The 14,451-nt window shown below is 57.2% G+C and carries 9 protein-coding genes; all 9 read right to left on the minus strand.

Annotation, left to right across the window (positions count from 1 at the left end):
• Positions 1-82: 82 nt before the first annotated feature.
• The 9 genes from C1896_19405 to cytX all read right to left on the minus strand — a co-directional run bounded on the left by C1896_19405 (position 83) and on the right by cytX (position 13,864).
• Positions 83-5,206 carry a hypothetical protein gene (locus tag C1896_19405; protein AZZ46895.1) on the minus strand — a complete coding sequence of 1,708 codons (5,124 nt, stop codon included), beginning with the start codon at positions 5,204-5,206 and terminating at the stop codon, positions 83-85.
• Positions 5,104-6,471, minus strand: coding sequence for an ABC transporter ATP-binding protein (locus C1896_19410; protein ID AZZ46896.1), 1,368 nt, complete (start codon positions 6,469-6,471; stop codon positions 5,104-5,106). The genes C1896_19405 and C1896_19410 overlap by 103 nt, the downstream gene beginning before the upstream one ends.
• Positions 6,461-7,279, minus strand: a complete 819-nt coding sequence (locus C1896_19415) for a sugar ABC transporter permease (protein AZZ46897.1) — start codon at positions 7,277-7,279, stop codon at positions 6,461-6,463. The genes C1896_19410 and C1896_19415 overlap by 11 nt, the downstream gene beginning before the upstream one ends.
• Positions 7,279-7,824: a dTDP-4-dehydrorhamnose 3,5-epimerase gene (gene rfbC / locus C1896_19420; protein AZZ46898.1), complete on the minus strand. Its 546-nt coding sequence runs from the start codon at positions 7,822-7,824 to the stop codon at positions 7,279-7,281. Before rfbC ends, C1896_19415 begins: the two co-directional genes overlap by 1 nt.
• Positions 7,824-8,705, minus strand: coding sequence for a glucose-1-phosphate thymidylyltransferase (gene rfbA, locus C1896_19425; protein ID AZZ46899.1), 882 nt, complete (start codon positions 8,703-8,705; stop codon positions 7,824-7,826). Before rfbA ends, rfbC begins: the two co-directional genes overlap by 1 nt.
• 6 nt (positions 8,706-8,711) lie before the next feature.
• Entirely contained in the window at positions 8,712-9,701 is a 990-nt protein-coding gene (gene rfbD, locus C1896_19430) for a dTDP-4-dehydrorhamnose reductase (protein ID AZZ46900.1), read from the minus strand.
• Complete coding sequence (gene rfbB / locus C1896_19435) at positions 9,698-10,756, minus strand: dTDP-glucose 4,6-dehydratase (GenBank protein AZZ46901.1); 1,059 nt, start codon at positions 10,754-10,756, stop codon at positions 9,698-9,700. The genes rfbD and rfbB overlap by 4 nt, the downstream gene beginning before the upstream one ends.
• Before the next feature lie 3 nt (positions 10,757-10,759).
• Positions 10,760-11,731, minus strand: coding sequence for a glycosyl transferase family 2 (locus C1896_19440; protein AZZ46902.1), 972 nt, complete (start codon positions 11,729-11,731; stop codon positions 10,760-10,762).
• Positions 11,732-12,595: 864 nt separating this feature from the next.
• Positions 12,596-13,864, minus strand: a complete 1,269-nt coding sequence (cytX, locus tag C1896_19445; protein ID AZZ47744.1) for a putative hydroxymethylpyrimidine transporter CytX — start codon at positions 13,862-13,864, stop codon at positions 12,596-12,598.
• Positions 13,865-14,451 lie beyond the last annotated feature (587 nt).

Consider the following 14,451-nt stretch of genomic DNA (forward strand, 5'->3'; position numbering starts at 1 on the left):
CTGGGGCTGGTGGCCCGAGCGGCAAGACTCTGACTCTGCTTCGGCGGCTTCGGCGCGCCGGGGTGCGCCGGGGTGCGCCTCTTCAACTGGGCAAGGTGCTTCGTAGCCTGGTAATACGCTCCTCACAGACTACATAGTGATCGCTTTGAAGCAGCGTCTGCCGCTGTTGTTCGTCATGTATTGCCAGCGTATGGGCATCACTGCCGCCGACCCGATGAATATAGTCGCCAATGAACTCGCAGTTACGTAACGAAGCCCAGTCGGTATCGTGGCGGTTGAACAACTGCAATGTCAGGTAGTAGTCCTCCATGAACTTCATGTCTTCGTGATAGTGAAGCCGGCCAAGATCTATCTTGTCCAGATTCAGCATGAAGCTATGGAGCGGCGCATGGTTAAGCCGAATGAACTCTTCGTACGAAAACCCGTATTCATAGGTTCGATCCCGTTTGAGGATCATGCCGGTCAGTGCGTCCACGCTGGTGGCATACACCCGCCCAAAGGTCGCGTTCTTGCCACTGGTTTGCAGTCTGCCAAGCAAGCTTCGATACGCCTCGGGAAACAACAGGTCGTCATAATCCAGAAATGCTGCATACCCTTTTCCCACCGACTTGAGCGACTCGTTAAGCATCAACGAGCGCAGGTCTGGGTTACTTTCACTCGAGTAGTAAGGGCGAATGATCGGCTCGCAGCCTGCAGCCCATGGTACCCGCGACAGTTCCTCACCAAGCCGGCTCAGATCGTCCTCATCCAGATCCTGCACCGCAAGGTGCAATTTGACCTTGCAGTCGACCTGAGTCACAAGCGACAGCATTGCATTGGCAAGCAGATCCAGGCTGGCATTCCGATGGAAACGGATCACCGTCGAAACCGTAGGCAGGACTTCACCTGACGCTGCTTCGCCTGGCAAGAGGCGGAAGCAGGCGGCTTTGCATGCAACCTTGTAACCCTTGAGGTTGTTGAAGTCCTTTGCAACCTCCATCCCGGCACGCTTCCAGAAGCCAACATCAAAATTGGTCGACGTCGGATCGTGAAGAAAAGCAGGATCGTTGAGCACGCTGGGAGATACGGCAAAGCCGGGATGACGTAGCGCCATCAGCAGCAGCGACTCGATGCACGTCGCGGGGAACAGGTACAGCTGATTGAAACGCAGCGTGTAGGCGGCTGGCGCTTGAGCCTCGTCGATACAGCGTATGCCTTTTTCACCTAGGGCAGCGGCAAGCGATGCGTCGCTTGTAGCGACACCACATCTCTGGAACAGCGCTGACGAGGCCAGACAGTGAATGAATTTGCGCCGCGCCTCGCCATCTTCAGCGAGCTGTCGACCTACCTCATCCGCCAGGTCGATGCGAACCAGCATATCCGAGCGAAGTTGAGGCTCGAGATAGTGGGTGTCGTTGAAGCCATAATTACTCAGTGCCCGACCGATCGAGTTCAGATAACCGTAGCCGAAGCGGGTATCCGGCTCGAGATGCGCGCCCTCGGCCCACTCGTTCCAAGCGTTCACCACCACGAAACGACGATCCGCAGGCAACTCCTTCACGGAGTACTGTATCAAGTGCTCAAGCCATTCCTGGAACTTACCGGTGGTGAAGCGATGCAACAGTATCGCCTCGGTGCCATAACGAGCGGTGTTGTCCCAGGTCGGAACCAGCGAACGGAACAGGACGTAATCGTTGTCCAGCTGCTTGTGCATATAGTGGTCGGCGACCTCCGAGTAATCCAGCACACTGCCGTTGATCGGGCCGTAAGGATTCAACTCATGACGGATATCGGCTACCGCACCACCTGTCCAATCATGAAGGACACGCTCTACGGCTGCATCCATGCCGTAATGGGCCGGCGATACGGCACCGCGGGTCAGCGTCGCGACCACGTACGGCGCAGGCACGTCGTTTCGCTCGCACTCTTCCCGCCAGATTCGTAAATAATCTTCCACATGCTCCATGGCCGATGGACGATAGACAAACAGTACTGGCCGACCCTCGACCTTGATGTATCGCCGGTCCTTGAAGAACGGGACCATATAGCGGATGAAGGCGAGTGCGTCTTCAGGGGAGTAAACCTGACCGAGCAGGATTTCCTTCTCGTTACCGTCCCAGCGACGTGTCCAGTTCTCGTTGGCCCAGCAGAAGCTGAAGGGCATATCGATGTCCGGGTTATCCAGCAGCATCTGTGCCGGCTTTTCCAGGATCAGTTTTCCGGAGAACCAGTAATGGTAGAAGATCAGTCCATTGACCCCCGCCTGGCGCATCATGTCAGCCTGTAAAGCGAGCTGCTGGGGCGAATCCAGATGGTAATAGCCTAGATCCGGGTGAGGAATATGCTGCTGATAGTGCCCTTCGAATAGAGGGTTCGCTGCCGCGACTTTGTGCCACTCGGTGAAGCCTTTCCCGTGCCACGCGTCATTCTCTGGCGTCGGGTGGAACTGCGGCAGGTAGTAGGCCAGCACCTTGATGCTGTCATGCACCAACTCAGCCGAAAAGTCGTGCTGATCTTCGTAATACTGTTGTGGCTCACGAGAGAGCGCCTGGGATTCGATACGGTAGTTGCGCCCTTCGTGCAAGGTGCTAAATACCAATATCAGCCGCTCCAGGGCATGCGCCAGCGTCGCATCCGCCGCGATCGGCTCTTCCGCAAAGTCGTTGTAGTCAAGCGGCAACGACAGAAATTCGCGCAGAGCGGCGCCTTTACCCCAGAACATGCTGCCTTGGGGAAATTCCGTCTTGTCGAAGTCGGCCATGTCCAACTTGGTGTGCCGACGCAAAAGTGCTTTTGCAATGTCCTGATTGTCACTCCAACCACTGCTGTCCCAATGAGCGACGTGATCGCCTGCTGGATAAACGACCTTCGCGTCGCCACCGAACAGATTCAATATCTGCGAAACGCCCGAACGGCTTCCACATAGCGAACTCATGATTTCGCCGAACCAGCCTTCCAAACTTTCTCTATGAGGGCTTTTTTTCGTATGGAAATGTGCGATTACATCGTAATCGGCAAGCGTTTTTCCAAACTGAATCACGAGCGGGGCAAGGTCACGCCCACGATTGGGCACACGCTCCACGACAACCTGGCGAACCTGAGGGAGTTTCGACTTGAAGGTTGATTCCCAGTCATGGCTCGCCTGATGTTCAGGTATGGAGATATACAGGTCGAAAGATAAAGGGATATTTCCCAGATACTCCAGGCACTCGTCCGCCATGTCTTCATAGAACAGGTGCAGGTGAATGCCGACACTCAATGTCGGGAGCAAAATATCATCTTGCTGGTAGGGGTTCAGGTAGTACGGAACGACCTTGTAAAGGCTGTACTCCTCTGAGCTCGACGGCACTAAGCCGCTGCTGACTGTGTATTCGGAAGCCGGCGCAACCGGCTGATGTGTCTTCGAGCGAACCAGCCCGATAGCATGGCGAACCCCTCCCCGACGAGCCTCGACGACGAACTTGCCAGCAAGCCTTGGTTCGTCCATCAGTAGCCGAGCCAGGCGGACCCCTTTTTCGGCGGCAGTACGGCGAGGCACTGGCCGAGCACTTCCCCCGGCTACGGTAGGCACCATGCGGCCTTCCCGGTAACCGTGGCGCAGGTAATGCACCAGCGGATTGATATCTAACAGCCGCACGTCCGGATATCGCTCCAGATAACCGTTTACAGAGAATGACGCGGCAGGGTTTCGCCCCTCTTTCCATCCAAACTCGACGAAATGGTCAAACGGGTCCATTCCCGCTTCGACCACATCCGGGTAGGCCTGCCGATAGTAGCTAGCGTCAAACAGGCCACTCTGCATGAGCTGACGGCGAAGATGCTTGTTGCGAAGCTCAGCCAGGCCAGCCCGGTTGGCCAATGCACGTATGAGATGTTTGAGCGCCACGCGTCCGGAACGGGATACGTTCAAGGCATGTTCTAAACGCTGGATGTTCTCAAGCTTGTCACTCAACGAGGAATCCAGTCTTTGTATTTCCGCGTAGCTAGAATGCTGAACCCGCTGAAGTTCGTCCGCTTGTTCGGATAGCGATTGTTTCAGGCGATATACCTGCGACTGCTGCTCATCTTTCTCCTCGGCCAGTCGCATGATCTCGGCCTCGCTCTTGCGAGACAACTCAGTCAACTGCCCCGCAAGCGCGGTGGCCTCCTGCTGCGCCGCCGAGAGAGCGGCCCTCGCCTCATTGGCCTGCGCAGCCAGATTGGCCGAGATGGTTTCGGCTTCGTCCAGCCTCAAGGCCAGGTTGCGGCCTTTATCTTCAAGCGAATAGAGCAGCCGATAGGCAGGGTAACGCCCCATCATTGCCGTATAGAGCGCCTCGATCCGCGCAACGACTTCGTCGCCATCCTCGCGCCTGCCATCGGTTAGCTCACACAGCAGCTCATGAAGCTGTTGTGCATCTGCGGTCACAGCGGCATCCAGGCGCAAATCTTCCGGGCCGAAGGCGGTATGGCGCAGAGAACGCTCAAGGAATTCGTGCTGGTATTCGATGCAGTCCTGGCTTTGCGTAGAAAACGGCAAACCAAGCGAAGTGGAGATACGCTCAAGCTGAACCAAGGGTTCACCGAGTAGCTGATCGTAGTCGACGAATACGCGCCGGCCATTCGCGGTGTGCTTGATGGAAAGCAGCATGTGTTCGAGCCACAGGAGATAGCTCTTCTCCAGCGCGAAACCGTTTCTTCTGGCCAACGAGTGGGCGACGCTCATCGGGTTGCGACAGGCGATTACGAAACTGACGTCTAGCTTGAGATGAGCAAACACGTCAACCCAGAACGGCATGAGGCGACACATGCGAGGGTCTTTCAAGCCGAAGATTGTGGTGTCGGCCAGTTTGTCACGTAGCAGCTGAACAGCTCGTAACTTGAGTGCTTCAACTTCCGGACGCTCGAATTCCTGCGGCGTCAGGGGGGCCAGCGTATGCCAGTCGTGCCCCATTTCCGCCAGAAGATCGACATCGAAAGCAGTGATATCGATATCTTCCCAGAAGCCTTTCTCGTTATTGCCCGTCTCAGCTTGCAAGAGGCGGTTGCCAAGATCGACGCCCAGCACCTGCAAACCTCTGGTTATGGCGCTTGTCCCACTGCGGTGCATCCCCAGCACGACGACTATACGTTTCTGCTCCATATTCAATCTTCTTCGATGTTCTTGAGTGTAAGGTCCGACACGCAGTTGAAATCTACTGTCCCAGTCGCCATGTTGTCGCCGATAGGCAAGACACGGAAAAGGCATGCGTCCAGCAGCCGGTGAAGATATGTTTCACTTTCTCCTACCGTGCCGGTAACGCCTGCGTTTAAAAAGTAGGTGCCGGGGTTCAGCCGGCATTGGAAACTGAACTCGACCTGGGCAACAGATCCTTTCCTGACAAGACCGACAGCACCCTGAAGATTCGCCGCGCTTACCGAACCACCCAGTTCGACGCCACCAGGCGTTTTGATCATCATCCCGAATCGAACCGCGGTGGCGCCCTTCTCGAACCGCACCTGGTAGGTATAACGGTACGTGTCGCCGCGCTTGAGACAATTTACGGGCTCGCCTGTGCGGTCGACGAGCTGCGGTCGCTCGATCCATGCCCCATGCGACTCGTAAGACAGCACGCTTTGAGAGATGAGGTGGGGATCATAAAAAGCATCCATGTCCTCTGAATCGAGGTCCTGTGTCGCTCTGGACACATTCGAAATTGCAACTTCGGACCCGCCTGCATCTTTGACTTCTCCGCCAGAAATGATCTCTTGCCTGATACTCGCAACCTTTTCTCGCGGGGCATAGAGCAACTTCTGATACTTGCCGATAATGCTTTTAGGAGCGCCTTCAATAAGCTTCTCGCCACTGTCAAGCAGCATGGCCCTATCGCATAACTCCACCACCGCACTTCCCGAATGCGATACAAACAGGATGGTGGCGCCGCTTTCCTTGATTGCTTCGATCCGAGCGAAACATTTCCTTTGGAACAATTCATCGCCGACCGAAAGGGCCTCGTCGACAATGAGTATCTGCGGCTCGACATTGATTGCCACAGCGAATGCAAGGCGGACCATCATTCCACTGGAATAGGTTTTTACTGCCTGATCGATGAATTCGCCGATTTCTGCAAACGCCTCGATCTCACTGAAACGCGCATCGGTTTCCTCGCGACTCAAGCCGAGAACGGCTGCGTTCATATAGACGTTTTCACGCCCGCTGAACTCTGGGTTGAACCCAGACCCAAGCTCGAGTAGTGCGGCGATCCGTCCATTAGTGGTAATGGTCCCATGGGTAGGGTTAAGCGTGCCGCAGACCAACTGAAGCAGTGTTGATTTACCGCTCCCGTTGCGCCCAACGATCCCGACCGTCTCGCCTTTGCGTATATCAAAGGAAACGGCGTTCAGCGCCCAGAACTCTCTGAAATACTGCTTTCGATCTCGCGCCAGCATCTGAAAAAGGCGATCGCGAGGCTTGTCATAGATATGGAAACACTTGCTCAGGTCATGCACGGAAATAGCAAGTTCAGAGGACATCGGCGAAGCCCTTACGTGTCTTTTGAAACCACGCGAAACCCATATAAAAGAATAACAAGGCAGCGGCGTAGTGTTTTGCCATTCCCAACCAATTGGGCGTCTCTCCGAGAAAAAGAAGCCCTCGAACCGCTTCAATAGCAGGCGTCAGAGGATTGATAGAGAGCAGGTGCCGGTATTCTTCTGGCAAAGCTGTTATCGGATAGAAGATCGGAGAGAGAAACATCAGCACCGATGTAAGCAACCCGATGAACTGCCCAACATCACGAAGAAAAACACCTATCGAAGCGAGAAACCAGACAAGCCCAAGTATGAATAACATCAGAGGCAACAAGACGACAGGCAGCAGAAGCGCGGTTGCATGGATGTCACTGAAAAGTACGGCGTAAACAAGCAACCAGACACTAAGACTTACCAGAAAATGAAAAAGCGCAGATCCCATCACCACAAATGGCAATATCTCCAACGGAAACACGACCTTTTTTACATAATTAGTATTGGCAATGATGAGGTTAGGCGCACGCGTTACACAGTCGGCGAACAGATTGAATACGATCAGCCCTGCGAACAGCATCAAGGCAAATTCTGTTTTTGACTCGTTTGCTACGCTCCAGCGTGCCTGGAATACGACGCTGAACACGAACGTATAGACAGCCAGCATAAAAAGGGGGTTAAAGAACGACCACAACAATCCCATGATGGATCCGTGGTAACGCCCTATGACCTCCCGCTTGGAAAGCGCCAATATGAGCGAGCGGTTGCGGTAGAAACTGGCAGCCGCCTCACGTGGAGACAGTGAGAAGTGCTGCATCAGTCGAACACCTCGGCGTCGCGAAAGGCATCCCCGGCGCTGTCTTTTGCTGAAAGGGACGGTGTGAGGTCAACAGGCCAGTCGATTGCCAGATCCCCGTCGCTCCAGATGATGGAGCGTTCATACTCAGGTGCGTAGTAATTCGTAGTCTTGTAGAGAAACTCGGCGGTTTCCGAAAGCACAACGAAGCCATGGGCAAAGCCTTCCGGCACCCAAAGTTGGTGCTTGTTCTCGGCACTGAGAATGACGCCTACCCACTGACCAAAGGTCGACGAGCTGCGGCGGATATCCACGGCCACATCGAATACTTCGCCCTGGACGACACGCACCAGCTTGCCCTGCGGCTGTTGTACCTGGTAATGCAGCCCGCGCAGCACGTTTTTCACTGAGCGGGAGTGGTTGTCCTGAACAAAGGAGACGGCCCGACCCACCGCCTCCTCGAACTGGCGCTGATTGAAGCTCTCGAAGAAAAAGCCGCGCTCGTCCCCGAACACACGCGGTTCCAGCAGAAGTACCTCGGGGATCGCCTGGGGGATCGCCTTCATCAATACACCCGCTCCGTCAGCAAACGCTTGAGGTACTTGCCATAGCCGTTCTTCGACAGCGGCTCGGCAAGCCGCTCGAGCTGCTGAGCATCGATCCACTGATTGCGGTAGGCAATCTCTTCCGGACAAGCGACCTTGAGCCCCTGACGTCGTTCCAGCGTTTCGATGAACTGTCCAGCCTCAAGTAGGGATTCGTGCGTGCCGGTGTCGAGCCAGGCGTAGCCACGCCCCATGATCTCCACGCTGAGCGTGCCCTGTTCCAGATAGGCCCGGTTCACATCGGTGATTTCCAGTTCGCCGCGCGCGGAAGGCTTGATGCGCTTGGCAATTTCGACCACCTGGTTGTCATAGAAATACAGCCCGGTAACGGCGTAGCTGGACTTGGGCTGCACCGGTTTTTCTTCGAGGCTGACCGCACGGGCCTGATCATCGAACTCGACCACGCCGTAACGCTCAGGGTCATGCACGTGATAGGCGAAAACGCTCGCACCCTGTTCCCGCAGCGTGGCGTTGTGCAGCAGGTCGGCGAAATCATGCCCGTGGAAGATATTGTCACCCAGCACCAGCGCGCAGTGATGCCCATCGAGGAACGTCTCTCCGATAAGGAAGGCTTGCGCGAGGCCGTCCGGCGAGTCCTGCACGGCATATGAGAGCTCCAGCCCCCACTGCGTGCCATCACCCAGTAGCTGCTGGAAGCGTGGCGTGTCCTGTGGGGTGGAGATGATCAGGATTTCCCTGATACCGGCAAGCATCAACGTGCTCAACGGGTAATAAACCATCGGCTTGTCGAACACGGGCAGTAGCTGCTTGGAAACCGCGAGGGTCGCAGGGTGCAGACGGGTGCCGGAGCCACCGGCCAGAATGATGCCTTTGCGCTTCATAAGTCCTCAAGGCCGTCGGGTGGCCAGTGCAATATGGGAAGGGGATTCGGAACGCTGTAGCGCCTGGTCGAGATGCTCGTTCGCCACTCTGGCGGCCACCTCCACCGGTACGACTTCATGCAGCATGCGCTCGGCATGCTCCTGCCAATGGGGCAGTTGAAGATCAAAGGTGGATCGCAGCTTGCGTGTGTCCAGTAACGAACTGGCCGGACGCGCCGCAGCCGCCGGGAACTCGGCGGCACGGATCGGCAGAATGCGCGCATCCTCGACCCTGAACTTCATACCCAGGCCTCGCGCCGTGCGAATGATGAAACGGGTGAACTCATGCCAGCTGGTCTGCCCGCCCGCCACCAGGTGATAGGTGCCATAGGCCTGTACTGCGAAGTCGGGATCATGCCGCAGGCGCTGGATCATCAGTGCGCTGACGTCAGCAATCAGCTCGGCGCTGGTGGGCGCACCGACCTGATCGACCACGACGTTCAGCTCGTCGCGCTCGCAGGCAAGGCGCAGCATGGTCTTGGCGAAGTTGCGTCCACGGCAGGCGTATACCCAACTGGTCCGCAATATCAGATGGCGGCATCCCGAGGCCTTGATCAGCCGCTCGCCCTGCAGCTTGGTTCTGCCGTATACATTCAAAGGCGCGGTTGGCCCGTCCTCACGCTGAAACCCAATCGCGGTGCCATCGAATACATAGTCAGTCGAGTAATGGACCAGCAGTGCATCCAGTTCCTTGGCGAGTGCGGCCAGCTCGCCAGCGGACGTGGCGTTGACCAACGCTGCACCCGCCTCGTCGGTTTCCGCCTTGTCCACGGCCGTGTAGGCTGCGGCATTGACGATGACATCAGGTCGGCACTGGCGCAGCAGCGGTGCCAGGGTTTCCGGTCGTGACAGATCGGCTCGCTGGCGATCGCAGGCAATGACTTCACCCAGCGGCGCCAGCGCACGTCGTAGCTCCCAGCCCACCTGGCCGTTTGCGCCAAGCAAAAGGATCTTCATTGGTACTGCCTGCTGACCCACTCTCGGTAGGCGCCACTAGTGATGTGAGTGACCCAGTCCTGGTTGTCCAGGTACCAACGCACGGTTTTGCGGATGCCGCTCTCGAAGGTTTCAGCCGGCGACCAACCCAGTTCCCTGCAGATCTTGCTCGCGTCCACTGCGTAGCGGCGGTCATGCCCGGGCCGGTCCTTGATGAACACGATGGCATCACGATAACTCTGTCCGTCAGCTCGCGGACTTTCCTGGTCGAGGATGTCACACAGGGTGGTCACCACTTGCAGGTTCGTTTTCTCGTTGCAGCCACCCACGTTGTAAGTTTCGCCCGGTGTGCCTGCTTCGAGCACGCGGCGAATGGCCGCGCAGTGATCCTTGACATAGAGCCAGTCCCGCACTTGCTGGCCGTCTCCATAAATTGGCAGCGGTTTGCCGGAGAGCGCGTTATGGATGACGAGTGGAATAAGCTTTTCGGGGAAATGATAAGGGCCGTAATTATTCGAGCAGTTGGTGGTCAGCACTGGCAGCCCGTAGGTGTGGTGATAGGCACGGACGAAATGGTCCGACGCGGCCTTCGAGGCCGAATAGGGGCTGTTCGGCTCGTACTTTTTTTCTTCGCAGAATGCTGGGTCGGTGGGCTCGAGCGAGCCATAGACCTCATCGGTCGAGACGTGCAGGAAGCGAAAGGCGCTTGCCTGGTCTTCCGACAGGGATCGGTAGTACCCAAGCGCGGCTTCCAACAGGCGGAAAGTGCCGACGACGTTGGTCTGCACGAATTCCTCCGGGCCGTCGATCGACCGGTCTACATGGGATTCGGCAGCGAAGTTGATGATCGCGCGGGGCCTGTGCTCCTGCAGGAGATCAGCAAGCTGCTGCTTGTCCGTGATATCACCCTGGACGAACTGATGGCGACTGTCGCTTTCGAGGCCCTTCAGGTTTGCCAGGTTACCGGCATAGGTCAGCTTGTCGAGGCTGATGACAGGCTCATCGCCAACAGCCAGCCAGTCCAGGACAAAATTCGCCCCGATGAAACCGGCGCTGCCGGTCACAAGAATGGTCATGAATCAGATTCTCCGGATGCTGGCAGCGATGATCAGGCCAACGGTACCAAAGCCCGTCTGGCGATAAACTCCAGCTTTCTTGAGCAAATAGAGGCGCCGCAACAGGTTTGCGTCTCGCGCCGCCTCGAAACGGGCGAGCGCAACCCCGCTGCGTTCGTCAAGCAGCCCTGCGCAAGTGCGCAACGCCGTAAGATTTTTCTCAGTCCATTCGCGAAACGTTCCGCCGAACATCATGCGTACCCGGGTAAGCCGATCGCGCATGGAGTTGTTCGAGCCAATCAGGTTTCCACCATGCTGGCGATAGTTCAGCGTCGGCTCAGCATCGTAGAACACGTGACCACCGCAGCCGCTAACCAGCAAGTAGCAAAGCCAGTCATGGGATACGACCGGAGCTGTCGGCGGGACCCTGGCCAACAGAGTACGGGCCGCCTTGTTCAGCACCATGGTGTTAGCGCCGGCCAGGCTTTGAACAAGCGCGTTCTTGAAGCTAGGTGCCCGTGCGAACAGCGGCGAATGGCCAATAAAGCTACCCCCTTCGTCGATCAGCCGCGTTCTGGAGCAATAAACTGCTGGACTTTTTGCACTCGTGCAGGCAATCCGAGTGATCGCCCTTTGAAGCTTGTCCGGGAACCAGACATCGTCTTGGTCGCAGAAGGAGAAGAAATCCGCTTCGATCTCGGGGTTGCGCACCAGTGAGAGGAAGTTCTGTGCAAAACCGATACGAGGCCCGTGAAGCAAGCGCACCCGATCCGACCCCAGGCGTTGCTGAAACCGCTTGATTATGACCAGCGTGGAATCCGACGATCCATCGTCCGAAATATAAAGCGTCCACTGGCGATGAGTCTGTTGGGCGATCGAGCTCAGCTGCTCGTCGAGGAAGCGCGCACCGTTATAAGTGGTGAGCAGGATCGCCACATGCAGGCCGGCCTCACCTGCGGCCAGGGAGCTCGGCGGACTGACATTGGTGGAACTCATTAAAGGAAAGCTACCTCGCAAACATCCGTGTTGTTAGTCATAGGCAATGCATCGCACCGATCGAATCGACTCAAGCCAGCATCGACACGTGCCTTGCAGGCTTGGCCTACCCCGAGGCTCTCGGACTATCGAAAGCTGTCTGATGCCATCTCCAACCCATACAGGCTGCCCGCTAAAGGAGTAGAAGCGCACCACCCGAAAGCCCTTAGGCTAAGGGCGGCTATTAGAGGGCGCGTATTCTACAAAAGTTTCTGCAAATTGCTGCGCTTTATCGTGGGTGAGGTATATATCCGACGGGCGACAACTGGGGCCTGGCTTCGACAGACAGCAAGTAGCTGCTTTGTGCTCGGCAGCCCGGCTTGGCCAGGAAAACTCGATGTGGGCGTCAACACCCTTACGCAGGTATGGGGGTTCCAACACTCGACGCGATTACCCTTTGGAATGGGCCTTCGCCACGTATCAAGCGAATCTTGCCACCCATCCTGGTCGGCATATACCGAGTAGCCTCCTAACGAGTTGGCTTTCGTCCGCATTTAATAGCGTCGACCGGCAAGCTCAACGTAACCTCCCGCACGGCCTGTGTTGCTGAATCTATGCGCATGGTTTGCATCGCACCACCATACGACCGCATCAGGCGTAACTGGCGATGAATCGCCATCGCTACAGCGACGAGACGATGCCCTGGAGTCTGTAAAGCAGTCCTGGGATCGATCGATGCTGAAGGCCCAGATCAGAACCGTGCCTTATCCTGCAACGCGCCTACGATAAGTTTCTGCCGACCCTGGCGGCTGTTGGTGCGACTCGGATGATTAGGCTCGCCGTACAAGGCGCGCAAGACCGCGAACAGAGCGCAGAATCATCGGGTTAACGGGATGCTGATGACAGCGTATCTACCTTAGCGCGTGCAAAGCGGCTCAATATCAGCAGCAGCCCGCCGGAGAGGAACAGCGCCGGCAGGCTGGCGCCAACCTCGGGCCAGGCATTTGCCAACAAATGGTAGACAGCCGCACCGCAGCCCCACGCCAACAACGTTTCCCAGCGCAACATCGTGCCGGCCATTTGCAGCCGGCCACGCCTCCTGAGCAGGTAGTGATCCACCAGCACAACACCAAACAGTGGGGCGAATACCGAGCCGATCAGCAGCAGGAAGTTCTGGTATTCCGCCAGTGGTGCGAACCAGGCGATCACGGTGCACAGCGCACCGATGACCAAAGCCAGCCGCTCGACCTTGAACGGCAGCAGAATGCCAACCGAGACTGCAGCCGAATGGATATCGGCAAAAGCATTCTCGGACTCGTCCAGCAGGATCAGCAGCAACGGGATGCCAAGTCCAGCACCCGCCAGCGCCAACAACAGCGCGTTCACTTCGCCGCTATCGGCAAAGGCCAGGGTATAGGCGACACCAAGGCTCATCAGCCAGACGTTGCCGATGAAGAAGCCCAGCACCGTGCCGCCGAAAACACGCCGCGCCGCCTTGCCGAAGCGCGAGTAGTCTGCGATCAGCGGTAACCAGGACAACGGCATGGCGATGGCGATATCGAAGCCCAGCGCAAATGGCAGCGAGCCGTCGCCCTGACGTGCCCATAGGGCCCGGAGATCGGCCTTGTCGAACAGGTTCCAGGTCAGCCAGATGCAGGCGCCGAGCAGCAGCCAGATGCCCCACCGGCGCAAGATCCGACGGACGAAAGTCAGCGGGCCGGTGATCGCCAGCAACGTCGCCAGCGCACCGAAGAACAACGTCCAGAGCGCGGGGCTGACCCATCCGCTCTGCTCGCCAAACGCACGCGTCGCCAGCAAGCTTGCCGCGTCGCGCATGATAATGATCTCGAAGGCGCCCCAGCCGACTAACTGGACCAGATTCAACAGCGCCGGCAACACCGCGCCGCGGTCGCCCAGCGTGCGCTTCAGATTCGCCATTGACGACAAGCCGGTGTCGCTGCCTATCACCGCGACCGCACCGAGCAGTATCACGCCTACTGCGGTGCCGCTGACGATGGCCAACAAGGCACCGCTCATGCCCAGGCCCGGCGCCAGCAAGGCGCCAAGCTGCAATACCATCAGGCCGACGCCGAGGGAGAACCACAGAGAAAACAGATCACGCCCACCGAATACACGGTGCTCAGCGGCGATCATCTGATGCGGAGAATAGCGACCTGCATTGTTCACGTTGTTTTTTCTCGAAGAAGCCGGTTGCCCGGCGCATAGCCGTAAGCGCAAGGGGTTGCCTCACGAAAGAAAGATCAGCGAAACAGTAGGGCAGATAAAGCCAGAGCCTTATCCACCCGTTCGCACTGCTCCGATTGGCCGCCGAATCGTTTCGCAAGCCTGTTGGACTCGACGCGTAAGAAGGCGCCGTTTTTCACCCTGTACATCGGGTCAAGCAGCCGGCCTAGCGTGACTCGCTGCGTTAAGCGGCTCGGCGCAGACCTGCTGTGGTGTAGATGGATCACGCTGGATCGATCCACCAAACGGCGGAACGGTGGATGTAAAAAGCGACATCCACCCTTGTATCTCGACTACCACGCTATGTTGGGGTGATAGTTCCCGACTGATCATCGGGGGAAGGTCAGAAAGCCGTATCCACCCTTAGGCTTTGAGCCTGCGACGTAGATAGCGCTGCGGCCTTCCATACTCACTCTTACAGCTCGAACGGTATCCAGAGCCCGCCTCCGGCGAGAGCTCGCATCAGCAAGGTAGAGCTGAGTGAAGTGTTGATCTTT

It is taken from the genome of Pseudomonadaceae bacterium SI-3 (assembly GCA_004010935.1).
In the GTDB taxonomy this organism is placed as follows: domain Bacteria; phylum Pseudomonadota; class Gammaproteobacteria; order Pseudomonadales; family Pseudomonadaceae; genus Stutzerimonas.

What these genes read in the sequence shown, in the direction of transcription:
- C1896_19405 (AZZ46895.1), bottom strand. Translation starts at nt 5,206, where the DNA reads ATGCCTTTTCCGTGTCTTGCCTATCGGCGACAACATGGCGACTGGGAC.
- C1896_19410 (AZZ46896.1), bottom strand. Translation starts at nt 6,471, where the DNA reads ATGTCCTCTGAACTTGCTATTTCCGTGCATGACCTGAGCAAGTGTTTC.
- C1896_19415 (AZZ46897.1), bottom strand. Translation starts at nt 7,279, where the DNA reads ATGCAGCACTTCTCACTGTCTCCACGTGAGGCGGCTGCCAGTTTCTAC.
- rfbC (AZZ46898.1), bottom strand. Translation starts at nt 7,824, where the DNA reads ATGAAGGCGATCCCCCAGGCGATCCCCGAGGTACTTCTGCTGGAACCG.
- rfbA (AZZ46899.1), bottom strand. Translation starts at nt 8,705, where the DNA reads ATGAAGCGCAAAGGCATCATTCTGGCCGGTGGCTCCGGCACCCGTCTG.
- rfbD (AZZ46900.1), bottom strand. Translation starts at nt 9,701, where the DNA reads ATGAAGATCCTTTTGCTTGGCGCAAACGGCCAGGTGGGCTGGGAGCTA.
- rfbB (AZZ46901.1), bottom strand. Translation starts at nt 10,756, where the DNA reads ATGACCATTCTTGTGACCGGCAGCGCCGGTTTCATCGGGGCGAATTTT.
- C1896_19440 (AZZ46902.1), bottom strand. Translation starts at nt 11,731, where the DNA reads ATGAGTTCCACCAATGTCAGTCCGCCGAGCTCCCTGGCCGCAGGTGAG.
- cytX (AZZ47744.1), bottom strand. Translation starts at nt 13,864, where the DNA reads ATGATCGCCGCTGAGCACCGTGTATTCGGTGGGCGTGATCTGTTTTCT.